The organism is Mesorhizobium ciceri biovar biserrulae, from assembly GCF_001618845.1.
GTDB lineage: Bacteria > Pseudomonadota > Alphaproteobacteria > Rhizobiales > Rhizobiaceae > Mesorhizobium > Mesorhizobium ciceri.
In genome coordinates this window covers 2,571,803-2,596,872 of record NZ_CP015064.1, presented here as the reverse complement: position 1 = coordinate 2,596,872, position 25,070 = coordinate 2,571,803, and the positions used below count along the sequence as shown (strand labels likewise).

The window sequence follows — 25,070 nt, the reverse complement described above, 5'->3', positions numbered from 1 at the left end:
CGATGCAAGGTTTGGATTTCACCGTCGTCGCGCCCTACTGGGACCTTCTGTTGATTGGTGCCTGGTGGACGGCGGTGCTGACGGTCTCGGCGGGCGCACTCAGCTTCGTCGGCGGCATCCTGTTCGCGGTCATCGTGCTCTACGCCCCTAAGATCGTTGCCTATCCCGTGCGCGCCCTCATGTGGGTGTTCATGGGCACGCCGCTGCTGTTGCAGCTGTTCCTGATCTATTTCGGCCTGGTGCAGATCGGCATCGACATTCCCGCCCTTGCCGCCGGCATTGTTGGGCTCGGCCTGCACTTTGCCGTCTACAATGCCGACATCATCCGCGCCGGCATCGTCGCCGTCGATGTCGGCCAGACGGAGGGTGCGCGCAGCATCGGCTTCGGCAAGTGGCAGACGCTGCGCCATGTCGTGATACCGCAAGCCATCCGCAACACGGCACCACCGATCGGCGGCAATCTGATCGCGCTGTTGAAGGAATCCTCGATCGTCTCGGTCATCGGCATCGCCGAGTTGGTCCATTCGGCCCAGCTGGCGATCAGCGAAACGTTCCGCCCGTTCGAGTTCTACATCACCGCAGCGGCGCTTTATTACATTCTCAATCTTGTGCTCGAGGCGGCTTTGCGTCGGTTTGAAAGACATGTGGAGGTTTCCCGATGAGCCCGCAGCGGCCAATGGTCGAGGTTCGCGGCGCGCGCAAATCGTTTGGCGCCGTCGAGGTTCTCAAAGGCATAGGCCTGTCGGTCGATCGCGGGCAGATCGTCGCCATCATCGGCCCGAGTGGCTCCGGCAAGAGCACGCTGCTGCGCTCCATCAACCATTTGGAATCCCTGGACTCCGGTGAAGTCTGGCTCGACGGCGTGCAGGTCAACCAGAAGCTGCACGGCCATGCCTTCGAGCGGCACATCAACAAGGTGCGCCAGCAGATGGGCATGGTGTTTCAGCACTTCAATCTGTTCCCGCATCTGACCGTGATCGAGAACATTTCCATGGGACCGATCATCCTCAAAGGCATGACCAAAAGTGACGCGCATGCGCTGGCGCATAGCCTCTTGTCCAAGGTCGGACTCGCCGACAAGATCGACGCCTACCCCTCGCGGCTCTCGGGCGGCCAGAAGCAGCGTGTGGCCATTGCCCGTGCGCTGGCGATGCAGCCCAAGGTGATGCTGTTCGACGAAGCCACCTCGGCGCTCGATCCGGAACTGGTCGACGAGGTCAATGCGGTGATGAAACAGCTTGCCGCCGAACACATGACCATGCTCATCGTAACGCATGAGATGCGCTTTGCCGGCGAAGTGGCCGACAGGGTGCTGTTCATGGATGGCGGCGTGATCGTCGAGGAAGGCCCGCCCGGCGACATGTTCCGCGCGCCGCAGAAGGACCGCACGCGCAGCTTCCTCAAGAAATATCTTTCCGCCTGAGGATGACCATGAACAGCCCAAACACGGAATTCCCCGATTTCGGACTGACGCCGGAGCAGCGCCGCCACGCGGTGCGCGGCCATTACTACGAATGGCCTGGCATGGATGGCGAGCGCGGCGAGATCTGGTGCTACAGCGACCGGTTTTCCTATCGCGCCGGCGAAACGGTGGCTTTGCATGTCAGTTCGACAGCTGCGACGTTCGGCATCACAATCACCCGAGATGGCGGCAGCGAAAACAAAGTATTCGAGAAATCGGGCATCGCGGCACGCTGGCAGGACACACCCGACCAGTGTTCGGCTGAAGGCTGCGGTTGGGAAGCCTCGTTTGAATTCCGTGTAGAGAACGACTGGCCGTCCGGCGCCTATCGGGTCACGCTGACCGCCGACGGGCTCGACGGCAAGCCGATCCAATGCCACCATATTTTCATCGTCTGCCCGCAGCCGGGCCGCAAACCTGGCCGCGTGCTCCAGGTGGCGGCGACAGGCACATGGCTGGCCTACAACACCTGGGGCGGCTCCAACCACTATCAGGGCATCACCGGGCCGGATCGCAACCAGTATTCGCCCATCGTCTCGACGCAGCGCCCCTGGTGCCGTGGCTTCGTCGTGCTGCCCAAGGATGCGCCGCGTGTGCCGCTGGAGGTCGCTGTGCCGCCGAAGACCGTGCCGCGCTATCCGCACATGGAGTGGGCGCTCGCCACCGGCCATTCGAAGAAATACGCTTCGTCCGGCTGGGCCAGCTACGACAGCCATTTTTTCCGCTTCGCCGAGCGGGCCGGCTATCAAGTCGATCTCGCCAGCCAGCATGATCTGCATTTTTCGCCGGAAATTCTCGACGGCTATGACTGCGCCGTGTTCGTCGGTCATGACGAATACTGGACCTGGGAAATGCGCGATGCCGTCGACGCCTATGTGACCCGCGGCGGCCATGCGGCGCGCTTTGCCGGCAATTTCATGTGGCAGACGCGGTTCGAAGACGAGGGCCGCCGGCAGGTCTGCTACAAATATCGCTCGCGTGCCGAAGATCCGGCCTATCTCCCAGACGGCGACGTCACCCGTGCCACCAATTCCTGGGAGGCGCCGGAAATTGGCCGGCCGGGTTCGGCGACCTTCGGGCTCAACGCGACGCGCGGTGTCTATGCCGGCTGGGGCGGCTGTGCACCGCGCGGCGTGCGTGGTTTCCCGGTCTACCGGCCCGAGCATTGGGCCTTCGCCGGCACCGGCATCTACTATGGCGACCTGCTGGGCGCCGACAGCCATGTCTATGGCTATGAGGTCGACGGGCTCGACTTCGAGATACGCGGCGGCCTGCCCTACCCGACTGCGACCAGCGGCGCGCCAGATGGCCTGCAGGTTCTCGCCGTCGGCATGGCCTCCCAGGACGAGGAAAGCGCCGATGTCCCGATCGAGGACCAGTTCCTCACCGACGAAGACGGCCGCTTCACCGCCGAAACGCTGTTTGGCGAGGCGAGCGACGCCAATCTGGAAAAGGTCAAACGCGGCAACGGCATGATCGTCAATTTCCCGCGCGGCAAGGGCGAGGTGTTCCATGCCGGAAGCTGCGAATGGGTCGCCGGCCTGCTAAGACAGGACCCGATGGTCGAACGCGTCACGAAAAATGTCCTCGATCGTTACCTCGGAAAGTCCTGACATGTCGAAAGTCCAATCCGCCGTTCAAGAAACCGAAGCCCGGCGAGACTCGCATCTGTTCTATCTGTCCAGCCTGCGCCGGCCGCTGATCGACCGCGCCGAAGGCATCTACATGTGGACGCAGGACGGCCGCCGCTTCATCGATGGCTCGAGCGGCCCGATGGTGGCCAATATCGGCCATTCCAATCGCAATGTGCTCGACGCCATGAAGCGGCAGATGGACCGCGCCACCTTCGCCTATCGGCTGCATTTCGAGAACGAGCCGGCGGAGGAGTTGGCGCGGGAGTTGGCCGGCAAGCTGCCGGAGGGCATGGACCGCATCTTCTTCGTCTCCGGTGGCTCGGAGGCGACGGAATCCTGCATCAAGCTGGCGCGGCAATGGGCGGTCGCCACCGGCCAGGCCGGCCGCTGGAAGGTGATCACGCGCTTCCCCTCCTATCATGGCGGCACGCTGGGTTCGCTCTCGATCACCGGCGACGATGCGCTGGCCGAAACGTTCGAGCCGATGATGCGGGTGATGCCAACCGTGCCGGCGCCGAATGCCTGGCGCGACCGCGACAATCTCTCGATTGAGCAGCGCGGCATCCGCTATGCCGACATGCTGGAGGAGAAGATTCTTGCGGAAGGTCCAGACAGCGTGGTTGCCTTCATCATGGAGCCGATCGGCGGTGCGGCGACCGCGGCGCTGGTGGCGCCGGACAGTTATTATCCACGCATCCGCGAGATCTGCGACCGCTACGGCATCCTGCTCATCCACGACGAAGTCATGAGCGGTGCCGGCCGCACCGGCAAATTCCTCGGCGGCGATCACTGGAACTGCAAGCCAGACATCGTCGCCTTGTCGAAGGGGCTGGGCTCCGGATATGCGCCGCTTGGCGCACTCGCCGCACCGATGCGGCTGGTGCAGCCGTTGCTCGCCTCCGGCGGCTTCCAGCACGGCCACACCTATGCCGGCAATCCGCTGGCCTGTGCCGCCGGCCTGGCTGTGCTCGGCGAAATGGACCGGCTCGACCTGATCGCCAATGCGGCAGCCATGGGCGATGTGCTGATGGACGGGCTTAAAGGCCTGGCGAAGCGGTTTCCGTTCCTTGCCGACGTGCGTGGCAAGGGCCTGCTCACCGGCGCCCAGATGGTCGCCGATCCCGAGACCCTAAAACCGATCGACCAGAACAAGAAAGCCACGCAGCGGCTGCTCGACCTCGCCTATGAACGCGGGCTGATCATCTATGGCCGCAGGGTCAAGGGCGGCGTCGACGGCGACAATTTCATGGTCGCGCCACCGATGATCGTCACGGCCGAGCAGGTCGGCGAGATCATCTCCATCATCGGTGACTCGCTGGAGGTTCTGGCCGCCGAGCTCGACCTGCCGGTCGGAGGCCAGGGGTAAGAAATGGCACCGCGAAAAGTCATCATCACCTGCGCCGTCACCGGCTCGGTGCACACGCCGTCCATGTCGCCCTATCTGCCGGTGACGCCGGACCAGATCGCCGCAGACGCGATCGCGGCGGCGGAAGCCGGCGCCTCGATCCTGCATCTGCACGCCCGCGACCCCAGAGATGGCCGCCCGACCGCCGATCCGGACGTCTACATGCAGTTCCTGCCGCGCATCAAGCAGGCGACCGATGCGGTGATCAACATCACCACCGGCGGCTCGTCGCTGATGACGCTGGACCAGCGGCTGGCAGCCCCTTTGCGGGCCGAACCCGAAATGTGCTCGCTCAACATGGGTTCGATGAATTTCGCGCTGTTCCCGATGCTCGACAAGCCGAGGGAATGGCAGCACGAATGGGAACCCAAGCTGCTGGAAGCCACCCGCGACACGATCTTCAAGAACACCTTCGCCGATATGGAAGCGGTGCTGGAAAGACTGGGAAAGGGCTGCGGCACGCGCTTCGAATTCGAATGCTATGATGTCGGCCATCTCTATTCGCTGGCGCATTTTCGCGATCGGGGGTTGGTGTCGGGACCGCTGTTCATCCAATTCGTCCTTGGCATATTGGGCGGCATCGGCGCCGACCCGGACAATCTCGTCCACATGAAGCGGATCGCCGACAAATTGTTCGGCGACAGCTACCAGTTCTCGGTGCTCGCCGCCGGCCGCCAGCAGATGCCGCTGATCTCAATTGCAGCAGCCATGGGCGGCAATGTCCGTGTCGGGCTGGAGGACAGTCTCTATGACGGCCGCCAGCTGGCGAAATCCAATGCCGATCAGGTGCGCCGTATCCGTGGCATTCTCGACGGGCTGTCGCTGGAGGTTGCAACGCCCACCGAAGCGCGCGACATGCTGGCGCTCAAGGGCGGCGACCGGGTGGCGTTTTGAGATGCTGATCTGAGATGAACCTGAAATGATTGCCTCGCCCAAAATCCGCCTCCGCCCCGGCCGAGTGGAAGACGTCGAAACCATCCACGCCGCGATCCTGAAACTCGGCACGCATATCGGTGCGCCCGAGGAGATCATTTCGACAGCAGATGATTTGCGCACCTACGGCTTTGGTGAAAAGCCCGCTTTCTCCACCCTGATCGCCGAAGTGGGCGGCGAGTTTGCCGGCCTTTGCCTGCATTTCCCGATCTTTTCGACATGGATGGGGCGGCCTGGCGTCTATGTGCAGGACCTCTATGTCGAGGATCGTTTTCGCGGCCGCAAGATCGGCGAGCGGCTGCTGCGGCGTGTTGCGGCGCAGTGCCGGAAGGAAGGCGGCGTCTATCTCCGGCTGTCCGTCGACACCGACAATGAAGGGGCCAAGGCCTTCTACGAGAGGCTGGGCATCGCCTGGTCGAGCTACGAACAGACCCAAAAAATCATCGGCGAGGCCTTCTTTGCTTTCGCCGACGCGCCGGAAAACGGGGATCAGGAATGAAAGCCTTCTATGCCGAGGAACAGAAGCGCCACGACCCCAGGGCCTTTCTTTCGAGCGGCGCGGCACAGCCCAATCCGGAAAAGCCGGAGCGCATCGAGAGATTGTTAGTCGGCGCACTATCTGCGGGTTGCACGATCGAGCGACCTCGGGATCATGGGCTCGGCCCGGCCGCGGCGGTGCACACGCCGGAATATCTGGATTTCCTCGAGCATATCTACGCGCGCTGGCAGCGCATCGAGGGCGCTTCGGCCGAAGTGATCCCCAACATCCATCCGATTGCGCGCAATGGCTCCTATCCGGCCTCGGCGGTCGGCCAGGCCGGCTATCACATGGCCGACACCGCCTGCCCGATCTCGGGCGAGACATGGCAGAGCGCGCTATGGAGCGCCTGGAGCGCGGTCGATGCGGCCGAGGCGGTGATATCAGGCGCACCGGCCGCCTACGCGCTGTGCCGCCCTCCCGGCCACCATGCCTTTGCCGATGTCGCCGGCGGCTTCTGTTTCATCAACAATTCGGCCGTCGCCGCGCAGGTTCTGCGTAAACAGGCCGCACGGGTGGCGATCCTCGATGTCGACCTGCATCACGGCAACGGCACGCAAGGCATCTTCTATGCACGGCCTGATGTCCTGACCGTCTCGCTGCATGCCGATCCGGTGCGCTTCTATCCGTTCTTCTGGGGCCATGCCGACGAGCGCGGCGAAGGGCCCGGCCTCGGCTACAATTTCAACCTGCCGCTGTCGCGCAAATCCGCCGACGCGGCGTTTCTCGAAGCGCTCGAGGTGGCCTTCCAGCGTATCCGTGCCTTTTCGCCCGACGCGCTCGTTGTGGCGCTCGGCCTCGACGCGTTCGAGGGCGATCCGTTCGGCGGACTTTCGGTGACGACGCCTGGCTTCTCGCGCATCGGCGAGGCCATCGCAAAGCTCGGCCTACCGACGGTCATCGTCCAGGAGGGCGGCTACCTCTGCGACGAACTCGGCGACAATCTCACCGCCTTCCTCACTGGTTTCGGCGGCAAGATGCGGTGAATGCTCAAGCCAGCGTCAGGAGCGCTGCTGCCTGAGCATGGCGATGACCCGATGCACACTTTCCAGCGTTTCGTCGATTTCGGCTGCCGTGTTGTAGTGAGCAATGCCGATGCGCACGACGCCATGCTCGGCTGGAATGCCGAGCTGGTGGACGATCTCCCAGGCGTAGTTGTGACCGGACCACAGGAAGATTTTTTCGGCGTTCATCAGCCGTACGATCGTCTCGGGCACGATGCCATCGACGGTGAAGGAAACCGTCGGCACGCGATCGCCGAGCCGCTTCGGATCGGTGATGCCGTGGACGGTCAGGCCCTCGATATCGGACAGGCCGTCGATCAGTTGTTGCGCCAGCGGGTTTTCGTACGCGATCGAAGCCGCGAACGCCTTGGCGATCTTCTGCCTTCTTGAACCGCCCTCGCCCGCCGCCGCGCCAAGGTCGGCAAAGTAGTCGACCGCGGCGGTGAGGCCGGCCATCAGCTCGATCTGCGGCGTGCCGAGTTCGAACCGCTCCGGCAGACCGTTGGAAGAGCAGCGGCATTTGTAGGGCTCCAGCGTCTCGATGACATCACGGCGGCCCCACAATATGCCCATATGCGGGCCGAAGAATTTGTAGGCCGAGCAGATCAGGAAATCGCAGCCGAGCTCCTGCACGTCGATCAGCCCGTGCGGCGCGAATTGGACGGCATCGACATAGACCAGCGCACCGGCATTCCTGGCTATCGCAGTCAGCGCCTTCACCCGGTTGATCGAACCGGTCAAATTGCTGGCGTAGTTCAACGCGACCAGCCGTGTCTTCTCCGAAAGCAAGCCAGCCAGCGTCGCCTCCTCGACCTGCCAGCTGGTTTCGTCGAACGGCAGCCAGCGCACGACGAGGCCGTGATCCTCGGCCAGTTGCAGCCAGGGCGAGACGTTGCCCTCATGGTCCATGCGGGTGAGAATGATCTCGTCACCGGGCTGCATCGTGCGGCCGAGCGTGCGCGAGATGTGGTAGGTCAGCGTCGTCATGTTGGCGCCGATGACGATTTCCTCAGGGCTTGCGGCGCCGAGGAAATCGGCCATGGCCTCATGTGCCTCATCGACGACGGCCTGCGCGGCAATCGTCGTTTCGAAGTAGCCGCCAAGGTTCGCATTGGTGGTCAAGAGACAGCGCGATACCGCATCCGCCACTGCCTGTGGCACCTGCGTGCCGGCAGGGTTGTCGAGATAGATGCGGCGGCGGCCCTTGTCGGCCAGAGAGAGAGCGGGAAATTTCCCCCGGATAGCCTCGATCGGAAAATTCATTGCCGCCCTTCTCCCATTGTAATCGTTGGATATTCGGCCAGCAATCCCCGTTCAAGGACAGGGATTGCCGACCCGCTGGTGGATCGCATCCACCGCCTTCTGCATTTCGTCGGTCCAGACGACGTCGACGGAAGACAGCGCCATATCGAGCTGCGCAACGGTCGTCGCGCCGACGATGTTCGAGGTCACGAACGGCCGGCTCGAGACAAAGGCGTTGGCAAACAGTGCCGGCTCCAGGCCAAAGGAGCGCGCCAGCTCATTGTATTCGAGTTGTGCCTCGGCGGCACCTGGCGTCTCGTAGCGCTGGCCGCGATTGAACAGCTGCGTGCGCGAGCCCTGAGGCCGCGCGCCGTGGTCGTACTTGCCGGTGAGATAGCCCTGCGCCAGCGGCGAATAGGGCAGCAGCGACACCTGCTCGCGCTCGCAGACCTCGGCGAGATTCACCTCGAAGGTGCGGTTGACGAGATTGTAGGCGTTCTGGATCGACGCGACGCGCGGGCCGATACCCTTGTCGGCTTCGGCAAGGAACCGCATCACGCCCCAGGAACTCTCGTTCGACAGGCCGAAATGCCGGATCTTTCCTGCCTTCGCCAATTCGTCAAACACGGCAAGCGTCTCGGCGATCGGCGTTTCGCCGGCCGGTGCGCCGACGGAATCGGCGCGCGGCGACACGGCGCCGACGCGCGTCGGGTTGGCGCCCCAGGGGATATCCCGCTCCGGCCAGTGGATCTGATAGAGGTCGATGTAGTCGGTGCCGAGCTTGGCCAGCGACTTGTCGATGGCGTCAAAGATATCGGCGCGCACCAGTTGCGACGGCCTGTCGCCGCGAAACCAGCTGTTGGCCGTGCGGCCGACGACCTTCGAGGCCAAGATCACCTTGTCGCGGTTGCCCTTGGCCTTCATCCAGCTGCCGATGATTTTTTCGGTCCGCCCCTGCGTCTCCGCCTTGGGCGGGATCGGATAGAGCTCGGCGGTGTCGATGAAATTGACGCCGCGCGAGAAAGCCAGGTCCATCTGGGCGTGGCCTTCGGCCTCGGTGTTCTGCTGACCCCAGGTCATGGAGCCCAGGCAGATCTGGGTAACAAGAAGATCAGTCCGACCGAGACGGCGTTTGTGCATGGAATTCGGCTCCGGAGGAAGGCTGGCGCGACTGCGCGGAGGAGCCGCATCTATAGGCAAAGCAGAGCCGCTCTCCAAGCCTCGCCAGGCCGACTTTTGCGTGAACCAGCCGGGTTAGCGGCGAGCACCGGCCAGTGCACGACGCTTGGCCTCGTCGATCAGCATGTTGGCCACTTGCATGCGGATCATGGCGCGCTGGCGCAGATGCGGGGCGACGCGGTCGGGATGGTTGGCAAAGGCAAAGCTGCGGCGCATACGGCCGAAATCGGCGACCTGCTTGGGCTGATTGAGGCCGAGTTCGACGGCGATGGCTTCGGGATCGATCGGCGGCAGTTTTTCCTCGGGCTTTGGCTCTTCGCCGGCGAGAGCCAGCTTGGCATGATCGAGCAAAGCGGCGAATTCGGTCGCCAGATCCGCGCCTGCCTCGCGATATTCGGCAGCGGAAACCTTGATGCGACCGGAATGGAGCTCATCGGCCACCGAAAGATAGTCGAACGGGATGGATGGACGAGCGCCGGCCTCTACGTCCTCGCCATTCTTGTCGGGGGCGATGAAGAGGTCGTCGAGCAACGAAGCGAAATCCCGCTTAGCGCCAGTAGCGATGTCAGCCTCCCCCTCGCCCGACCATTCGGGTATCGAAGCATAGAACCGGCTCGTTAAAAATGCATGGCACCGATCTCAATGAATTTAGCCGTCGCCTCGTGGCAGCCATGCAGCCAGCATTCGAGGCTACGATGCGCGTCAGCAAAAGTTTCACCCGGTTGCGGAAAATGGCGAAAAAAATCGCCAAGACATGGCAGGTATGCAAATGCTGCACTGCACAATTGTCACGATTCACCTATATTGGCAGCCGTGGAGGACCAATTTTGGGGCTTGAATCATGGGTTTCTTCACTGAAATGTTCGCCCGGCCTCGGCCACAGGAACATCTGAGATACCGCTCGGCGCTCGCGCTGCTTCATTCGATGAGCAATGCCGACCGCGCCGACATCGGGATCAAGCCGGCCGACTTCCCCCGCATCGCCCGCGAAATGTCCGTTCGCTAGCTGCATCCGGTGTTCAGGATGTCCCGGATCGGTCCGGGACACCTCCAACAAACTCAATTCCTTAGCGCGATCCCAGGAATGTCGCCTTGCCCAACGGTACGCCATTGTGGCGAAGGATGTCGTAAGCCGTGGTGAGATGGAAATAGAAGTTGGGCATGGCCACATGCAGCAGATACTGCAGGCCGGGCATCGAGCTTTCGCGTCCACCAAGCTTCAGCTCGATGATCTTGTCATCGGAGCCGTCGAATTCGGCAGCCGAAAATGTCGCGAGAAGGTCGAGCGTCTTCGTGATGCGAGCCTGGACATCGGCAAAACTCGCCTCATTGTCCTCGTATTTCGGCACTTCGCGGCCGGCGAGCCGTGACGGCGCGCCCTTGGCATGATCGGTGGCGATCTGCACCTGCCTGGTCAAGGCGAACATGTCCGGCGCCAGCCGCGCCGTCAGAAAAACCTGCGGGTCTATCTTGCGGTCCAGCGCATTCTGTTCGGCGGTCGCAAGCACATTGGAAAGCGCTTTCAGCCTGGCCGAAAACACCGGCACGGATGCCTCATACATCGATATCGTCACGTCAAATCTCCTGCCCGGCCCAGCGCCGGCGGACGCGACGTAGCGCCTTCGTGCAGGATTTTTCAAGGCCGCCGACGCCGCGTCACCACGTTGCCGCAATCGCCGTCGTAGAATCCTCTTATCGAGCGGAGGTTCCCGATGAGATGCGCCCTTTTCGCAGCGACTGCCTTTCTCTCCCTTGCCCCGATCGGTCAAACGACCTTGGCAGCCGAAGATGCCCGCGAAACGCCCTATGTCGACGACCGGTCGAGCGCCGATGCTGTTGTGCGTTCGCTCTACAGCGCCATCAGCCGGCACGAATTCGCCCGCGCCTGGGGGTATTTCGGCGATACAAAACCGGCAAAGGATTTCGACAGTTTCGTCAAAGGCTATGACGGCACCGACAAGGTCGAGGTCTTGACCGGGGCGGTTTCCGACGAAGGTGCGGCCGGCAGCATTTTCTACAACGTGCCCGTCGCCATCCGCGCCACCGACAAGAGCGGCGGCGAAAAGGTTTTTGCCGGCTGCTACACGCTGCGCCAGGTGAATGCCCAGATCCAGGCGGAGCCACCCTTCGATCCGATCCACATCGAGAAGGGGGCACTGAAACCCTCCACCGCCGATTTCGAGGAGGCGCTGCCGCCAAGCTGCGGCGACGGGCCGCCGCCACCGAAGAAGGACACTGCGCTGGAGCAGGCAAAGAAGGCGTTTCTGGCAACCTATGGCGACCAGTGCGACAAGCAGTTCCTGGCCGACGAGCCGACGGTCTTTTCAATCAAATACAAGGACAAGGATGCGCAGCCCGGCGACCCCAACAAGGAGACGCGGCTGTTCCATTTTTCCTGCTCGGCCGCCGCCTACAATGAAAGCTCGGTCTATTATATGACCGACGAGACATCGGCCGTGCAGCAATTGCAATTCGCCGAACCCAAGATGGACATCCGCTACGAGAACAATGACAGCAACGGCAAATTGCTGGGCATGAGCATCGTCGGTTTCCAGACGTCCGGCTGGGCGGTCAATTCCGACTACGACGAGGCCACCCAGACGATCACCACGTTCAACAAGTGGCGCGGGGTCGGCGATGCTTCCGACGCCGGCACGTATCTGTTCCGCAACGGCAATTTCTCGCTGGTCCAGTACGACGTCGATGCATCCTATGACGGCGAGCAAAATCCCGAGACTGTCGTCGACTACAACACTGCGCCTTGAGCATCACACGAGCTTGTAGGCTGTGTCGATCAGGGCGCCTTCGACAGCATCCAGTTGAGCGTGCCGCGCCAGTCGGTCATGCGGATCGGGGTGCCATGGGTGCCGGTCTCGAAACGAACGAAACGGGTCGGGTAAGTCTTCGATTTGGCCAGGATCGAGCGAAAGAATGCCTCCTGATTTGCCACTGGGAAGACCACGTCGTGACTGCCCTGGCCGAAAAAGACCGGCACACGGCGCTTGAATGCTGGGCTCGCGAAAAAGCTGTCGTCCCAGAGTGAGCCGAGCAGCAGCAGGCCGTTGATGCGGCCGCCCATGTCCTTGCGCGCGGCAAGCTTCCAGCACAGCGCACCACCCATCGATCCGCAGGCAACGAAGATCTTCGCGCCTGGCGACCGGTCGGCATAGTGACCGATCAGCGCTGCCACCTGCGCTGCTCCCTTGTCGCCGAAATCGGTAAAATCCGGGCTAAGGTAGAGGCCGCCATTGCTGGCCATCAGGTTCTTGAGCCGGTTGAAATTGCCGCCGAAGGTGAAGTCGTCGACACCTTGCTTGCGGCTGCCGCCCTGCCCGTGCAGGTAAAGCACGATGATGCCGGCGCCCTCGGTCTTGCCGACGGCGACATGCCTGATATCGCCGGCGTCGGTTTTCAGCAACAGATCCTGCTGCACCTTGCGCACGCTGGCGTCGGTATATTGGGCGTTCACCCGCCGCTCGGGCACCTGGTCACGCTGGTTGATGTCGCGCATCTCGCGGTAGTCGATGACCGTGTAGGCGCCGTTGCTGTCGGACGACAGCGTGGGCGGATAGGCGAAGAGATCGTCCTTGAAGGGTTTTAGGGACAGCGTCTGACTTTGCGCGGCCGAAGACAGCAACGCGGTCGTGACTGCAAAGGCACAGAAAATTTGGCGGCGAAAAGACATACCCAAGGCATGCGTAATTCGGCTTGGGTTTGTCAATCCTGCAGCACGCCGCCGGCGCCTTCCAGCGCCTCGCGCGTGTCGACATCGACAGACGCCGCCGCGCCGATCTCGACATCGATGACATCGAGCCCTTCGGTCTCGACCAGATGGCGTGCACCGGTGTCGCCCTCCAGATGGGCGATCGCCGGAAACAGCGAACGCGGCAACAGCACCGGATTGCCGCGCTTGCCGTCATGCGAAGCGCGGACCACCGCATTGCCGCCGCCCTTGCGGAACGCATCGATCAAGCTGTCGAGATCGTCGGACGTGATATCGGGCATGTCGCCGAGCGCGATCATCACACCGGCGGAGTCCTCCGGCAGATAGGCAATGCCGGCCTTCAGCGACGTGGACAAGCCGTCGGTAAAATCAGGATTGTGCGCGAAGGTCACGTCGAGGCCCGCCAGCGCAGCGCGCACCCGCTCGCGCTGGTGGCCGGTGACGACGACAGTTCTGGACGCCTTCGAGCCAAGCGCCCGCTCGGCGGTGCGGTACACCAGCGGCTTGCCGTCGAACAGCGCCAGCAGCTTGTTGGGTCCACCCATGCGGCTCGACCGGCCGGCCGCCAGCAGCACGATGCCGACCTTCAGTTGAGATTTGGCCGGCAGCGGTTCGCGGGGCTGCGGCCGTGTGGGGATTTCCATCAACAGCCCGCCGACCCCCATGCCGGCAATATCCCTGGCGGTCACGTCGAGACCGGCGATCAATCGGTCCAGCACCCAATCGAACCCGTTCTCCTTGGGACTGCGGGCGCAGCCGGGCGCGCCGATGACGTGCTTGCCGCCGAGCGTACCGAGCACCAGCAGATTGCCGGGATCGACCGGCATACCGGCGCGGACGACGGTACCGCCCGCTTTCTCGATCGCCGCGGGAATGACATCGGCGAAATCGCTCATCGCCGAGGCGCCGAAGATCACCACCACGTCATTGTCGCGCACCAGGGAAGCCGTGGCCTCCGCCACCGGCGCGATCTCATGCGCCGTGCGGCGCTCGGCCGTCAGCCTGCCGCCGGTGCGCGCCAGCCGTGCTTCGGTGACCCGCAGCGTCTTGTCGAGCACGGAAGGCTTGATGCCCGGCAGAACCGTCTGGATGACGCCGACACGCACGGGCCGGTAGGCATTGACGGCAAAGATCTCGCCTGCGGCGCAGATTTCTGTCGCAGCGTCGACCAGCGCTGAACCGACCGCGAAGGGAATGATCTTCACCGTCGCGACCATCTGGCCTTTTTCGACCGGCGCATGCTGCGCCAGCGTGGCGATGGTGATGGCGGGATCGATGGCATTGATGGCGTCGATGGCAGCGGCATCGACCGTGAAGATGCCCGGCGCCTTGGCATGGAGGTTGACCCGCCCGGTCGCGGCAGGCTTGGCTTCGATGCCGCGAAAGGCCATGCTCCCGGCAATCGTTTGCGCGGCCGCATCCTCGCCGAGGTCGTCCTCAGCCAAAACAGCCGCAACGACCTCGGAAACACCGGCAGTCCGTAGCAGCGCCACATCTTCGGCGCTCAGCCTATGCGCCTTGCGGAAGCGGCGTTCACCAGCGGTGGTGGAGTGTGCCAGCACCGCGCCCTCCGCCGTCTCGATCGGGATCGGTCCGAATTTCACGCCGCCGCACCTTTTGCGTCCAGCCCGCGCGAGCGGAAGGCATGGATCGCCTGGGCCAACACCGCAACAGCAATCTCTCCCGGGCTGGCAGCACCAATATCGAGCCCGATCGGCGCATGAATACGGGCGATCTGGTCGGCGCTCGCGCCCAGCGCCAGCAAACGTTCGACACGCTTGGCATGCGTCTTCCTGCTGCCGAGCGCGCCGACATAGAAGCAGTTGGCGTCTAGTGCTGCCTTCAGGGCGAAATCATCGACCTTCGGATCATGGGTGACGGCGGCAAGTGCGGTGTAGCTGTCGAGCGGCTGACGCTTCAGCACATCCTCCGGCCATTCGGCATGAAGTGCCACATCGGGAAAGCGGTCCGGCGTGGCGAAAGCGGTGCGGGGGTCGATGATCTCCACGGGATAGCCGGCGATCTTCGCCATCGGCGCCAGCGCCTGGCTGATATGGACAGCGCCAATCACGACCAGACGCGGCTGCGGCAGATGCGCGTTGAGAAAGAAAGTCCGCCCCTCGGCTTCGACCGAACCGGAATTACCGGTGCGAAACGCCCTGGCGATCGCGGTTCCGAGATCGCCGGCGACGTGATCGCCCTCGCGCACGATCCGGTCGCGGCCGTCACCGAGATCGGTGACAAGGATCGCCGCACGGCGGGCGCGTCGTTCGGCGTTCAAAGTTTTTAAGGCGTAGGGATCCATCAGGAAATCTCTTGTCCGAGCATCATCTTGTCCAAAAACCGGGTCCCACTTTTTGGGATCATGCTCTAGCCCAGTCTTTCCACGTACACCTTGATGCGGCCGCCACAGGACAAGCCCACTTGCCATGCGGTTTCATCGGCAACACCGAACTCCAGCATCCTGGCCTTGCCGCTGTCGATGACGTCGATGGCCTCGCTGACCACGGCGCCTTCGACGCAGCCGCCCGAGACGGAGCCGTGGAAATTGCCGTCTGCGTCGATGACCAGATGGCTGCCTACAGGTCGGGGCGCCGAACCCCAGGTCTCGACCACTGTCGCGATGGCCACGTCCTTGCCGTCCTTCATCCAGCCCTCCGCAATGATCAGCGGGTCGCGGGCCTCATCCAGATAAATGCTGTTTTCCATGACCGTTTCTCCAGAAGTCTGTTTTTCTCGGGATCTGTTTTCCGGATGGGAAGGATATGGTTATGCGGCGCGCCTCGCGCCAGCTTCCAGCCATCGGCGCGGATCGACGGATTGTGCCGACTTCTTGTCCAATGACGCGCAGAGATCGGCGAGCGCATCGAGATTGTGCACCGAGCGGAACTCGTCGACATGCGGCAGCATCGCCTTGACGCCACGGGCGCGCGCCTGGAAGCCGTCGAAGCGCAGCAACGGGTTCAGCCAGATCAGCCGCCGGCAGGATTTGTGCAGGCGCTCCATCTCCTCCGACAGGCCGGCGACATCGTCGCGCTCCAGCCCATCTGTGATCAGAAGCACGACCGCCCCCTGCCCCAGCACGCGGCGCGACCATATCAGGTTGAACTCGGCCAGCGTGTCGCCGATGCGGGTGCCACCCGACCAGTCCATGACCGCTGCCGAACAGTCGGCAAGGGCTGCATCCGGGTCGCGATGGCGCATCTGCCGCGTCAGATTGGTCAGCCGGGTACCGAAGACGAAGGTGTGCACGCGACGCCTTTTTTCCGTCAGCGCATGCAGGAAATGCAGGAAAATCCGCGTGTACTGGCTCATCGAGCCGGAAATGTCGGCCAACACGACCAGCGGCGGATGAACCTCGCGGGCTGAGCGGAATTTCGGCAGGATCAGTTCGCCGCCGGTGCGCGCGGCCGAACGCATCATGGCGCGCGGATCGATGCGGCGGCCATGCGCATCGGCCTTGAAGCGCCGCGTCCGCACCATGTCGAAAGGCAACCGCAACTGCGCGATCGCCTTCTTGGCGTCGGCCATCTCGGCGGCGTTCATCTGGGCAAAATCCTTGGCCCGCAGCACCTCGTTGCCGGAAAAGGTGAAGCGGGCGTCGACCTCGATCTCGGGAATTTCCTGTGGCGGCTGGTTCTTCTGGTGTCCCTCGAACATCGCCTGGCTGACCCGGTTTTCAGCGGCGCGTGGCTTCTGCTTTTCCCTGGTGTCGGGCGCCACCGGCGAAAACATCGCCAGCATCTTTTCGATCAGTTCGCGCGACTTCCAGAACAGCCGGAAGGCCTCGTCGAAAATGGCGTGATCCTCATGCCGCGACACCAGCACGGCGTGCAGCGTCCAGTAGAAATCGTCGCGCGAACCGATGCCCGCGGCGAGCACCGCCTCGATGGCGTCCTTGACCGAGGCCGGCCCGACCCGCATGCCCGCCTTGCGCAAGGTGCGGGCAAAATAGACGATGTTGTCGGCGATCCGCCCGTGCGGCATGGCCTCTTTTGGCTCGGGGCGCGGCATCGCCTACTCCGCCGCCGAAAGCTCGGCCTTCACCTCGTTGAGGATGCGCTGGCCTTCGCCCTGCTCGATGCGGGCAATGTCGTCCTGGTATTTCAACAGCACGCCGATCGTATCGGAGACGGTTTCCGGATCGAGCGCCACCTTGTCGAGCTCGGTCAGCGCGCCGGCCCAGTCGATGGTTTCGGCGACACCCGGCACCTTGAACAGCTCGATCTGGCGCAGCTTCTGGATGAAGGAGACCACTTCGGCCGAAAGGCGCTGGTTGGCCTGCGGCACCTTGCGGCGCACGATCTCCAACTCGCGCTCGGCATTGGGATAGTCGACCCAGTGATAGAGGCAGCGCCGCTTCAGCGCGTCGTGGATCTCACGGGTGCGGTTGGTGGTGATGATGACGATCGGCGGCTCTTCCGCCTTGATGGTGCCGAGCTCGGGCACCGTCACCTGGAAGTCGGACAGGATTTCGAGCAGGAAGGCCTCGAACGCCTCGTCGGTGCGGTCGAGCTCATCGATCAGGAAAACCGGGGCAGCCCCCGCCTTGCCGGTCAGCGCATCGAGCACCGGGCGGCGGATCAGGTATTTTTCGGAGAAGACGTTGCGCTCCATGGCGGAGCGCTCGACCTTGCCGGCCGCCTCCTCCATGCGGATCTCGATCATCTGCGCGGCGTAGTTCCACTCGTAGACGGCGGACGAGACGTCAAGGCCTTCATAGCATTGCAGGCGGATCAGCCGGCGGCCGAGCGCCTGTGCCAACACCTTGGCGATCTCGGTCTTGCCGACGCCGGCCTCGCCCTCAAGGAAAAGCGGCCGCTTCATACGCAACGACAGGAACAGTACGGTCGCCAGCGACCGGTCCGCCACATAGTCCGCACCGGTCAGGAGATCGAGCGTCTCGTCGATCGTCCGTGGCGCGGCGCGCGGTTTCAGCTCGGTCATTCTTTCTCCGTGAACGCCGCCGCTCCGCTTTCCAGTACGTGGTAGCCGCGGGCGTGATAGATCAGCGGCCGCAAATTATCGCCCATCCGCAGGCCTGTCACCTTGCCAAAAAGCACACGATGGGTGGCCAGGTCCTTGGTATCGATCAATTCGCAGTCGAACACGGCGAGCGCACCCTTCAGCGTCGGCGCGCCGGTGGAGATCACGTCCCATTCGCCGAGCGCGAAGCGCTCCTCGACCGGCAAGCCGGTGATTCCGGAAAAGCCGACTGACAGCGGCTCCTGGTGGGAAGCCAGGGTGTTCAAGGCAAACCTGCCGTTTTTCACGAACGGTTCGTTCTTGGGATTTTCGCGATTGAGACAGACCAGAATGGTCGGCGGGGTGTCCGAAACCGAGCAGGCCGCGATCACCGTCGCGCCGCGCTTGCCGGCCGGCCCGTCGGTGGTGACCACATGGACGTGGCCGGCAAAGTGGCTCATCGCGTCGCGATAGGCCTGCGGCCCAATGTCGTTCTTCTTCAGCACCGTATTTTTTCCATTGTCAGGATCCTATCGACATATATGGCCAGACATAGCCCGCCACAAGCGAAGTGCCTGAGCCATATCCCGAAATTCGCGTGTTGCACCAAGGCCGGGCAGCCTTTAGGTCTTGGCGGCAACAGTGCCGGGAGCATAGGACCGGCCCGGAGGATCCCATCGCTCGAATGCGACCCAAGACAAGAACAATAGCGGCGCTGTTCTGGCTGTTCCTGGCCAGTGGTGCGGATGCCCGGACGCTGCTGGTCGGCGTCTCGGCGCCCCTGTCGGGACCATCGGCCATTCTCGGCAAGCAGATCGAGGCCGGTACCGGTATGGCCGCCGAAGCGGACGGCATCGAACTCAAGACCGTGGATGACGCCTGCACCGCCGATGGCGGCGCTGCCGCGGCCAGGGAATTCGCAGCCGTCAAGGTCAATATCGTGGTCGGCTTTCTCTGCACCGAGGCGATCGAGGCGGCGATGCCGATCCTGAAGGACGCCAACATTCCGGTCATCACCATTGGCGTGCGAACCGAAAGCCTGACCGACCGCCGCGCCAAGACCGGCTGGCCGGTCTATCGCCTCGGACCACGCGGCGACGATGAGCGCAATGCGGTCGCGTCAGCCCTCACCCGCCTGTGGCAAAACGAATTGTTCGCCATTATCGACGACGGCACCATCTACGGCCGTGAAATCGCCGAGACGTTGCGGGCAGCGGCCGAACAGGCAGCGCTGAAACCTGTGTTCGTCGACACGTTCCGGCCCCAGCTCGACAATCAGATCGGCATGATCGGTCGGCTGAAGAAGGCCGGCGCGACGCATGTCTTTGCCGGCGGCGATGGCGACGACATCGCCATCATGGGCCGCGATGCCGCACAGCTTCAGGCGGGCATCGTCTTTGCCGGCGGCGAGAATCTGCGCACGCCGCCCGGCGACGTGCCCTATTCCTTGGGCACACTGATGATCGCACCGCCGGAATGGGCCGATGTCGCCGATCCAAAAGTGCTGGCGGCCTTTGCCGCGCAAAAGGTCGTGCCCGACGGCTATACGCTGCCGGCCTTTGCGGCGGTCGAAATCGCCAAGGCAGCGTCGGGCTTGTCAGAAAGCTCGGGCAAACCACTGACCGAAGCTCTGACCGGACAGGATTTCACCACGGCGATCGGGCCGATCCGGTTTGATGCGAAAGGCGATCTCAGCCGGAGCCCCTACCGCGTCTTCCGCTTCGATGGCACGCGCTTTGCGCCCTTGGAAAGCAACTGATGTTTCGCACCGGCCCACGCAACCTGATCACCGACGTTGCCGGCCTGCGCGTCGGCAATGCGTCCGACGCCAGGCTGAAATCCGGGGTAACGACCGTGCTTTGCGATGCGTCCACAGTGGCCGGCGTTCAGATCCTGGGCGGTGCGCCGGGCACCCGCGAGACCGACCTGCTCGAACCGCACAATTCCGTCGATGTGGTGCACGCCGTGGTGCTTTCGGGCGGCTCGGCTTTCGGCCTCGACGCAGCTTCCGGCGTGCAGGCGGCGTTGCGTGAACGCGGCATCGGCCTCGAGGTCGGCGGTTTTTGCGTTCCGATCGTGCCGTCGGCGATTCTGTTCGACCTGCGCAATGGCGGCGACAAGGATTGGGGCCGTTATCCGCCCTACCGCGAGCTTGGCTATGAAGCCGCGCAAACCGCCACCGCCGATTTCCAACTCGGCACTATCGGCGCCGGCACCGGCGCGCTCACTTCGGGGCTGAAAGGAGGCCTCGGCTCCGCCTCGACGCTGCTCGACAATGGCGTCACCATCGGCGCGCTGGCCGCCGTCAATCCGACCGGTTCGGTGACCACAGGCCGAACCCGCCATTTCTGGGCGGCACCGTTCGAAATCGGCGACGAATTCGGTGGGCTTGGCTATCCCTCGCCGATGCCTGACGAGGCGAAACGGATTCTTTTGAAGTACCGCGACAAACATTTTGGCCGGCAGACGGAGACCGGCGGCAACACCACCATCGCCGTCATTGCCACCGATGCGGTGCTCACAAAGGCTGCCGCCAAGCGCCTGGCGATGTCGGCGCATGATGGATTCGTGCGCGCCATCTGGCCGACGCACACGCCGGCCGATGGCGACCTTGTGTTCGCGCTGGCGACCGGCACGAGCGGTATCGAACTCTCCGCCGATGCAGCAATCGATCTCTACGCCGCCGCCGGCGCCACCATGGCGCGCGCCATCAGCCGAGGCGTCTATGCCGCGACGCCTGCCGAAAACGATCTGTTTCCGGCCTGGTCGTCACGCATGAAGTGAAGCGATCAATCAGACCGGATCGGACTTTTCTTCCTCGAACGTCACCGCGACATCAGAATTCGCCGACAGCCAGACCTTCTTGCCGTCGACTTCGGCAATCAGGCTCAGGGGAATGTAGTGGTGATGGCCCTTGTGGGCGCCCTCGCCGCTATCGGCCTTGGTTAGCTTGATGCGCTGGCCATCGACCTTGTCGACAGTGCCGACATGCACGCCATCGGCGCCGACGACTTCCATATGCTCACGAATTTTGCTGGTGTCGGTCATGGTGGTTCTCCATTGGGACTGCCGACAATAACAAATGACGGGCCGATTGGATGCATCGGCTTTCGCACCGCACGACGTTTTGATTCCGTCGTGCTAGGGGATTGAAACGATCACGGGGGTGAAGACCGATGCGAATGCTCTTTCTGTTTGCCGTTGGCCTGCTTGCACAGCTTGCGACCTCGATCACGGCTCATGCCGGCGATGTCGCTGAACTTGAGATCCTCGGCTTCACCAAGGACGGCAGCGTCTTCGCTTTCGAGGAATATGGCGTGCAGGATGGATCGGGCTTTCCCTATGCCAACCGCTACTACATCGACACCAGCACCGACAGCTTTCTGAAGGGCACGCCGATCCGGGTCCGGCTTGAGGACGAGAATGCCAAACTGGATGCGGTGCGCCTTCAGGCCCGGCAAAAAGGCGAATCCATTGCCAGCCAGGCCGAGTTGGACGCCAACCGGGGCATCACCGCAGGTTTCAACCCGGTGACCGAGCTTTCGGCGGATCCGCACCGGATGGCGGTCAATCCGCGCCCGATCTTCACTCCGGTCGACCCACCGCTCGAGTTCCGGCTCGACGAGTTGGGCATGAACAACGCCGATGGCTGCGAGAGCCAGGGCGAAATCAACGGCTTCCGGCTGCTGCGCATCGAGGCGCAGGATGGCGGCACGACCAAGCTGCTGCACGAGGACAAGGCGATACCGAAAAGCCGGGGTTGCCCGAACGGCTATCGCATCGGCGCCGTGCAGACCTTTTCCATGGACAGCCTCAGCGCCTATGCCGTGCTGATCGCGGTGCGCCAATACGGCTTTGAAGGCCCGGACTTTCGCTGGATCGCGGTGACCGGCCGCCTGTGACACCCCCTGCTCAACCCGCCGCGCGCGATCGTGCGCTGAACCGCCTTCGCCGCGCGATACCGACGCCGCGCACAGCACTTGTCGGCGCCTTGTTGTGGGCTGTGACAATGGGCGCCAGCGCGCTCCTCACCTTGTTTTTGGGCGACTGGGAGACGCCGGCGAAAATCCGCATTGTCACCATGCTGTTTGCGGCGGGAGCTGCGCTGGCCTTCCCGATCGGCCTGTTCGCGGCGCGGCTGGTCTCGCAGGGAAGACGCTGGGAAGTCGCTTTCGCCGCGGCCTTCGTGTGCCTAGCAGCGGCGACGATCGGCCTGACCGGCGGGCTGTTTGCCCTGCAGTACCGCTCCTACTACGCCGAGTGGCATGCGCCTGCTTTCACCCGCACCTGGGTCCTCCAGTTCGTCTTCACGACGTTGATTGCGCTCTATCAATTCGTGGTGCTGGGCATCCGGCTCTATTTTCCAGTTGGTTTCATCGCTCTGTTTGCCGCGGGCGTCTGGTTTGCGCGCCAGCGGCGTTGAGCATTTTGCTCGCCTCTGTTAGGACGCGGGCAAACTTCTCGATATGTCAGGACTGACCGATGATCCCTCGCTATTCCCGGCCGGAAATGGTCGCCATCTGGTCGCCAGAAACCCGGTTCCGCATCTGGTTCGAGATCGAAGCCTATGCCTGCGATGCGCTGGCCGAACTCGGCGTCATCCCCAGGGAAGCGGCAAAAACCATCTGGGAAAAGGGCAGTGCCGCAAAATTCGACGTCGAGGCGATCGACGAGATCGAACGCGTCACCAAGCATGACGTCATCGCCTTCCTGACCCATCTTGCCGAATTCGTCGGGCCGGACGCCCGCTTCATCCACCAGGGCATGACCTCGTCCGACGTTCTCGACACCTGCTTCGCCGTACAGCTGACCCGCGCCAGCGACATCCTGCTCGCCGATATCGATGGTCTGCTTGCAGCGCTCAAGCGCCGCGCCTTCGAGCACAAGAACACCGTCACCATTGGCCGCAGCCACGGCATCCATGCCGAGCCGACGACCTTCGGCGTCAAGCTGGCGCAGGCCTATGCCGAGTTCTCGCGCTGCCGCGAGCGGTTGGTGCACGCGCGGGAGGACATTGCCACCTGCGCCATTTCGGGCGCGGTCGGCACCTTCGCCAACATCGACCCCTATGTCGAGGAGCACGTGGCGGCGAAGCTCGGCCTTAAGCCCGAGCCGGTGTCGACGCAGGTGATCCCGCGCGACCGCCACGCCATGTTCTTCGCCACGCTCGGCGTCATCGCCTCGTCGGTCGAGCGGCTGTCGATCGAGATCCGGCATTTGCAGCGCACCGAAGTGCTGGAGGCGGAAGAGTATTTTTCGCCGGGCCAGAAAGGCTCGTCGGCCATGCCGCACAAGCGCAACCCGGTGCTGACCGAAAATCTCACCGGCCTTGCCCGCATGGTGCGTTCCATGGCGCTGCCGGCAATGGAGAATGTGGCGCTCTGGCACGAGCGCGACATTTCGCACTCCTCGGTCGAGCGCATGATCGGCCCCGACGCCACGGTGACGCTCGATTTCGCACTGTCACGGCTGACCGGCGTCATCGACAAGCTGCTCGTCTATCCCGACAACATGCTGAAGAACATGAACAAGTTCCGCGGCCTCGTGCATTCGCAGCGCGTCATGCTGGCGCTGACGCAAGCGGGCCTGTCGCGCGAAGACTCCTACCGGCTGGTGCAGCGCAACGCCATGAGAGTGTGGGAGCAAGGCGCTGATTTTCTTGAGGAACTTTTGGCCGACAAGGAAGTGACCGCAGCGCTACCGGAAGCCGAGATCCGCGAGAAATTCGACCTGGGCTATCACACCAAGCATGTCGACACGATCTTCAAGCGGGTGTTCGGGGAAACCTGAGAGCCGTCCGGAACAAAGGCCCGTCTCGGCCCAGCGCTAACCGAAATGTGGAAACCAAGCAGCTTGGGGCCGGCTCCGCTTGCAGCGTGAGTGTTCCGGAATCGCCTCCAACGGTCCGAAGAAGGTCGCGAGATAAACCGAACACCGAGCAAGCAATCTGCATGGCCGAACTGCCTGACATCGCTGATGGAGCCGACTTTGAGGGGTGGCGGTCCCGTCCAAATCAGTGGTTGCCGCTCGTGCACCACATTGCCCGCGAAGAAGGCATCAATCCCACCGTCCTCTCGCAATTCGGGAACAGCACAAACCTTGTCGTTGATCTCGACGACAAACTGATACTGAAGCTCTTTCCGCCGATTTACCGGACGCAGTTCGTCAGCGAGCGCAATGCGCTTCGGTATCTGGCTGGAAAAATGGACGTTCCGATCCCTTCGATCAAAGCAGAAGGTGAGGGCAACGGCTGGAACTGGCTTATCATCACCAAGCTTGACGGCACCGCAGGGTCGATGGTTTGGCCGCTGCTGCCAGAGGAGGAGAAGGAGCGTCTACTTGAGCAGATAGGAGGTGCCATCTCCAGCATGCAGGCACTTCCTCCGGCAGACCTGGGTACATGCAGGCCCTCATGGCGGGACTTCATGAAAGGACAGATCGACAATTGCTTCGAGCATCACCGGCAGTTGGGGATGTCACCGGGCTTTCTGTCTGATCTGCGCATGCTTCTCGCGGATGCAACGTCAGTCATTCCGCTCGATGCACCACCGGTCATCCTGACAGGAGATTGGATTCCCCAGAACATCCTCCTTTCGGAAGATCGCGGCGTATGGAAACTCGCGGGGATCATCGATTTCGGCGATGTGATGACGGGTTGGGGAGAATATGACCTTCTTGCACCTACCGCATTCATGTGCGCGGGGTTGCACGGCCGTACCCAGTCACTTCTGAGAGGATACGGCGTGGTTGATGGCGAGTGCGACGGCGCGATGAGACGGCGCCTTCTGACGTTGACGCTTCTCCATGCGGAAAGTGATCTACGCAAGGTCGACATCGACGGCTGGGAAGATCGGGCGACAAGCCTGTTCGATCTTGGAGACATCATCTGGCCAAGCGCCAACTAACTCCGCGCCAGTACCGCGTCTACCGCGTCGCGGAATTCATACGGTCGCCGTTTCTGTCGTAAAGTCGGTCGCATAAGCT

General features: G+C 63.0%; 27 protein-coding genes. 15 read left to right on the top strand and 12 right to left on the bottom strand.

Annotated features, from left to right (window positions below):
* The first annotated feature begins 2 nt into the window (after positions 1-2).
* From A4R29_RS11855 to A4R29_RS11825, 7 genes are read left to right on the top strand one after another with little or no spacing between them, the layout of a single operon-like run.
* Complete coding sequence (locus A4R29_RS11855) at positions 3-662, top strand: amino acid ABC transporter permease (protein WP_013532096.1); 660 nt, start codon at positions 3-5, stop codon at positions 660-662.
* Positions 659-1,423 carry an amino acid ABC transporter ATP-binding protein gene (locus A4R29_RS11850; RefSeq protein WP_063171987.1) on the top strand — a complete coding sequence of 255 codons (765 nt, stop codon included), beginning with the start codon at positions 659-661 and terminating at the stop codon, positions 1,421-1,423. The genes A4R29_RS11855 and A4R29_RS11850 overlap by 4 nt, the downstream gene beginning before the upstream one ends.
* An 8-nt stretch (positions 1,424-1,431) precedes the next feature.
* Positions 1,432-3,075, top strand: coding sequence for a N,N-dimethylformamidase beta subunit family domain-containing protein (locus A4R29_RS11845; RefSeq protein WP_082827559.1), 1,644 nt, complete (start codon positions 1,432-1,434; stop codon positions 3,073-3,075).
* Position 3,076: 1 nt separating this feature from the next.
* Complete coding sequence (locus tag A4R29_RS11840) at positions 3,077-4,462, top strand: aminotransferase family protein (RefSeq protein ID WP_063171985.1); 1,386 nt, start codon at positions 3,077-3,079, stop codon at positions 4,460-4,462.
* A 3-nt stretch (positions 4,463-4,465) separates the two neighbouring features.
* Entirely contained in the window at positions 4,466-5,395 is a 930-nt protein-coding gene (gene kce / locus A4R29_RS11835; protein WP_013532100.1) for a 3,5-dioxohexanoate:acetyl-CoA acetone transferase, read from the top strand.
* Between the two features lie 25 nt (positions 5,396-5,420).
* Entirely contained in the window at positions 5,421-5,933 is a 513-nt protein-coding gene (locus tag A4R29_RS11830) for a GNAT family N-acetyltransferase (RefSeq protein ID WP_013532101.1), read from the top strand.
* Entirely contained in the window at positions 5,930-6,958 is a 1,029-nt protein-coding gene (locus A4R29_RS11825) for a histone deacetylase family protein (RefSeq protein WP_063171984.1), read from the top strand. The genes A4R29_RS11830 and A4R29_RS11825 overlap by 4 nt, the downstream gene beginning before the upstream one ends.
* A gap of 15 nt (positions 6,959-6,973) precedes the next feature.
* On the opposite strand, the gene A4R29_RS11820 is transcribed toward A4R29_RS11825, so the two are convergent.
* The 3 genes from A4R29_RS11820 to A4R29_RS11810 all read right to left on the bottom strand — a co-directional run bounded on the left by A4R29_RS11820 (position 6,974) and on the right by A4R29_RS11810 (position 9,928).
* Positions 6,974-8,239 (bottom strand): cysteine desulfurase-like protein, encoded by a 1,266-nt coding sequence (locus A4R29_RS11820; RefSeq protein ID WP_063171983.1) that lies wholly within the window; start codon positions 8,237-8,239, stop codon positions 6,974-6,976.
* Positions 8,240-8,290: 51 nt separating this feature from the next.
* Positions 8,291-9,358, bottom strand: a complete 1,068-nt coding sequence (locus A4R29_RS11815) for an aldo/keto reductase (protein ID WP_063171982.1) — start codon at positions 9,356-9,358, stop codon at positions 8,291-8,293.
* Positions 9,359-9,472: 114 nt separating this feature from the next.
* Complete coding sequence (locus A4R29_RS11810) at positions 9,473-9,928, bottom strand: hypothetical protein (protein ID WP_082827379.1); 456 nt, start codon at positions 9,926-9,928, stop codon at positions 9,473-9,475.
* 310 nt (positions 9,929-10,238) lie between these two features.
* Here A4R29_RS11810 and A4R29_RS33020 point away from each other — a divergent pair, with 310 nt between their 5' ends.
* Positions 10,239-10,403 carry a hypothetical protein gene (locus A4R29_RS33020; RefSeq protein ID WP_023706483.1) on the top strand — a complete coding sequence of 55 codons (165 nt, stop codon included), beginning with the start codon at positions 10,239-10,241 and terminating at the stop codon, positions 10,401-10,403.
* Between the two features lie 61 nt (positions 10,404-10,464).
* On the opposite strand, the gene A4R29_RS11805 is transcribed toward A4R29_RS33020, so the two are convergent.
* On the bottom strand, positions 10,465-10,971 hold the full coding sequence (locus tag A4R29_RS11805) for a DUF1993 domain-containing protein (protein WP_063167831.1): 507 nt from the start codon (positions 10,969-10,971) through the stop codon (positions 10,465-10,467).
* Positions 10,972-11,109: 138 nt separating this feature from the next.
* Here A4R29_RS11805 and A4R29_RS11800 point away from each other — a divergent pair, with 138 nt between their 5' ends.
* Positions 11,110-12,162, top strand: coding sequence for a DUF1176 domain-containing protein (locus tag A4R29_RS11800; RefSeq protein ID WP_063171980.1), 1,053 nt, complete (start codon positions 11,110-11,112; stop codon positions 12,160-12,162).
* Positions 12,163-12,191: 29 nt separating this feature from the next.
* On the opposite strand, the gene A4R29_RS11795 is transcribed toward A4R29_RS11800, so the two are convergent.
* The 7 genes from A4R29_RS11795 to A4R29_RS11765 form a co-directional block, all read right to left on the bottom strand.
* Complete coding sequence (locus tag A4R29_RS11795) at positions 12,192-13,082, bottom strand: alpha/beta hydrolase family protein (RefSeq protein ID WP_063171979.1); 891 nt, start codon at positions 13,080-13,082, stop codon at positions 12,192-12,194.
* A 32-nt stretch (positions 13,083-13,114) separates the two neighbouring features.
* On the bottom strand, positions 13,115-14,725 hold the full coding sequence (locus tag A4R29_RS11790; protein ID WP_063171978.1) for an NTP transferase domain-containing protein: 1,611 nt from the start codon (positions 14,723-14,725) through the stop codon (positions 13,115-13,117).
* On the bottom strand, positions 14,722-15,426 hold the full coding sequence (locus tag A4R29_RS11785) for an XdhC family protein (protein WP_013532111.1): 705 nt from the start codon (positions 15,424-15,426) through the stop codon (positions 14,722-14,724). The genes A4R29_RS11790 and A4R29_RS11785 overlap by 4 nt, the downstream gene beginning before the upstream one ends.
* Positions 15,427-15,491: 65 nt before the next feature.
* Positions 15,492-15,830: an XdhC family protein gene (locus tag A4R29_RS11780; protein ID WP_013532112.1), complete on the bottom strand. Its 339-nt coding sequence runs from the start codon at positions 15,828-15,830 to the stop codon at positions 15,492-15,494.
* A 60-nt stretch (positions 15,831-15,890) separates the two neighbouring features.
* Positions 15,891-17,135 (bottom strand): vWA domain-containing protein, encoded by a 1,245-nt coding sequence (locus A4R29_RS11775; protein WP_024504342.1) that lies wholly within the window; start codon positions 17,133-17,135, stop codon positions 15,891-15,893.
* A gap of 3 nt (positions 17,136-17,138) precedes the next feature.
* Positions 17,139-18,068: an AAA family ATPase gene (locus A4R29_RS11770; protein ID WP_063171977.1), complete on the bottom strand. Its 930-nt coding sequence runs from the start codon at positions 18,066-18,068 to the stop codon at positions 17,139-17,141.
* On the bottom strand, positions 18,065-18,592 hold the full coding sequence (locus A4R29_RS11765) for a flavin reductase (RefSeq protein ID WP_013532115.1): 528 nt from the start codon (positions 18,590-18,592) through the stop codon (positions 18,065-18,067). The genes A4R29_RS11770 and A4R29_RS11765 overlap by 4 nt, the downstream gene beginning before the upstream one ends.
* Positions 18,593-18,771: 179 nt before the next feature.
* Between A4R29_RS11765 and A4R29_RS11760 the strand changes: the two genes are divergently transcribed.
* Together A4R29_RS11760 and A4R29_RS11755 are read left to right on the top strand one after the other, a co-directional pair.
* Positions 18,772-19,845: a branched-chain amino acid ABC transporter substrate-binding protein gene (locus A4R29_RS11760; RefSeq protein WP_063171976.1), complete on the top strand. Its 1,074-nt coding sequence runs from the start codon at positions 18,772-18,774 to the stop codon at positions 19,843-19,845.
* Positions 19,845-20,870 (top strand): P1 family peptidase, encoded by a 1,026-nt coding sequence (locus A4R29_RS11755; RefSeq protein WP_063171975.1) that lies wholly within the window; start codon positions 19,845-19,847, stop codon positions 20,868-20,870. Before A4R29_RS11760 ends, A4R29_RS11755 begins: the two co-directional genes overlap by 1 nt.
* 9 nt (positions 20,871-20,879) lie before the next feature.
* Here A4R29_RS11755 and A4R29_RS11750 read toward each other — a convergent pair whose 3' ends face one another.
* A complete protein-coding gene (locus tag A4R29_RS11750) occupies positions 20,880-21,134 on the bottom strand; it encodes a DUF2171 domain-containing protein (RefSeq protein ID WP_013532118.1) in 255 nt (84 codons plus the stop codon).
* Between the two features lie 128 nt (positions 21,135-21,262).
* Here A4R29_RS11750 and A4R29_RS11745 point away from each other — a divergent pair, with 128 nt between their 5' ends.
* From A4R29_RS11745 to A4R29_RS11730, 4 genes are all read left to right on the top strand, one after another.
* Positions 21,263-21,988: a DUF2259 domain-containing protein gene (locus A4R29_RS11745; protein WP_063171974.1), complete on the top strand. Its 726-nt coding sequence runs from the start codon at positions 21,263-21,265 to the stop codon at positions 21,986-21,988.
* A gap of 107 nt (positions 21,989-22,095) precedes the next feature.
* Positions 22,096-22,509 (top strand): hypothetical protein, encoded by a 414-nt coding sequence (locus A4R29_RS11740; protein ID WP_082826442.1) that lies wholly within the window; start codon positions 22,096-22,098, stop codon positions 22,507-22,509.
* A gap of 59 nt (positions 22,510-22,568) precedes the next feature.
* Complete coding sequence (gene purB, locus A4R29_RS11735; RefSeq protein ID WP_063171973.1) at positions 22,569-23,876, top strand: adenylosuccinate lyase; 1,308 nt, start codon at positions 22,569-22,571, stop codon at positions 23,874-23,876.
* A 161-nt stretch (positions 23,877-24,037) separates the two neighbouring features.
* The gene (locus A4R29_RS11730; RefSeq protein WP_063171972.1) at positions 24,038-24,991 is read left to right on the top strand and encodes an aminoglycoside phosphotransferase family protein; all 954 of its coding nucleotides are present in this window, start codon (positions 24,038-24,040) and stop codon (positions 24,989-24,991) included.
* Positions 24,992-25,070: the final 79 nt, after the last annotated feature.

What these genes read in the sequence shown, in the direction of transcription:
- A4R29_RS11855 (WP_013532096.1), top strand. Translation starts at nt 3, where the DNA reads ATGCAAGGTTTGGATTTCACCGTCGTCGCGCCCTACTGGGACCTTCTG.
- A4R29_RS11850 (WP_063171987.1), top strand. Translation starts at nt 659, where the DNA reads ATGAGCCCGCAGCGGCCAATGGTCGAGGTTCGCGGCGCGCGCAAATCG.
- A4R29_RS11845 (WP_082827559.1), top strand. Translation starts at nt 1,432, where the DNA reads ATGAACAGCCCAAACACGGAATTCCCCGATTTCGGACTGACGCCGGAG.
- A4R29_RS11840 (WP_063171985.1), top strand. Translation starts at nt 3,077, where the DNA reads ATGTCGAAAGTCCAATCCGCCGTTCAAGAAACCGAAGCCCGGCGAGAC.
- kce (WP_013532100.1), top strand. Translation starts at nt 4,466, where the DNA reads ATGGCACCGCGAAAAGTCATCATCACCTGCGCCGTCACCGGCTCGGTG.
- A4R29_RS11830 (WP_013532101.1), top strand. Translation starts at nt 5,421, where the DNA reads ATGATTGCCTCGCCCAAAATCCGCCTCCGCCCCGGCCGAGTGGAAGAC.
- A4R29_RS11825 (WP_063171984.1), top strand. Translation starts at nt 5,930, where the DNA reads ATGAAAGCCTTCTATGCCGAGGAACAGAAGCGCCACGACCCCAGGGCC.
- A4R29_RS11820 (WP_063171983.1), bottom strand. Translation starts at nt 8,239, where the DNA reads ATGAATTTTCCGATCGAGGCTATCCGGGGGAAATTTCCCGCTCTCTCT.
- A4R29_RS11815 (WP_063171982.1), bottom strand. Translation starts at nt 9,358, where the DNA reads ATGCACAAACGCCGTCTCGGTCGGACTGATCTTCTTGTTACCCAGATC.
- A4R29_RS33020 (WP_023706483.1), top strand. Translation starts at nt 10,239, where the DNA reads ATGGGTTTCTTCACTGAAATGTTCGCCCGGCCTCGGCCACAGGAACAT.
- A4R29_RS11800 (WP_063171980.1), top strand. Translation starts at nt 11,110, where the DNA reads ATGAGATGCGCCCTTTTCGCAGCGACTGCCTTTCTCTCCCTTGCCCCG.
- A4R29_RS11795 (WP_063171979.1), bottom strand. Translation starts at nt 13,082, where the DNA reads ATGTCTTTTCGCCGCCAAATTTTCTGTGCCTTTGCAGTCACGACCGCG.
- A4R29_RS11785 (WP_013532111.1), bottom strand. Translation starts at nt 15,426, where the DNA reads ATGGATCCCTACGCCTTAAAAACTTTGAACGCCGAACGACGCGCCCGC.
- A4R29_RS11780 (WP_013532112.1), bottom strand. Translation starts at nt 15,830, where the DNA reads ATGGAAAACAGCATTTATCTGGATGAGGCCCGCGACCCGCTGATCATT.
- A4R29_RS11775 (WP_024504342.1), bottom strand. Translation starts at nt 17,135, where the DNA reads ATGCCGCGCCCCGAGCCAAAAGAGGCCATGCCGCACGGGCGGATCGCC.
- A4R29_RS11770 (WP_063171977.1), bottom strand. Translation starts at nt 18,068, where the DNA reads ATGACCGAGCTGAAACCGCGCGCCGCGCCACGGACGATCGACGAGACG.
- A4R29_RS11760 (WP_063171976.1), top strand. Translation starts at nt 18,772, where the DNA reads ATGCGACCCAAGACAAGAACAATAGCGGCGCTGTTCTGGCTGTTCCTG.
- A4R29_RS11755 (WP_063171975.1), top strand. Translation starts at nt 19,845, where the DNA reads ATGTTTCGCACCGGCCCACGCAACCTGATCACCGACGTTGCCGGCCTG.
- A4R29_RS11750 (WP_013532118.1), bottom strand. Translation starts at nt 21,134, where the DNA reads ATGACCGACACCAGCAAAATTCGTGAGCATATGGAAGTCGTCGGCGCC.
- A4R29_RS11745 (WP_063171974.1), top strand. Translation starts at nt 21,263, where the DNA reads ATGCGAATGCTCTTTCTGTTTGCCGTTGGCCTGCTTGCACAGCTTGCG.
- A4R29_RS11740 (WP_082826442.1), top strand. Translation starts at nt 22,096, where the DNA reads ATGGGCGCCAGCGCGCTCCTCACCTTGTTTTTGGGCGACTGGGAGACG.
- purB (WP_063171973.1), top strand. Translation starts at nt 22,569, where the DNA reads ATGATCCCTCGCTATTCCCGGCCGGAAATGGTCGCCATCTGGTCGCCA.
- A4R29_RS11730 (WP_063171972.1), top strand. Translation starts at nt 24,038, where the DNA reads ATGGCCGAACTGCCTGACATCGCTGATGGAGCCGACTTTGAGGGGTGG.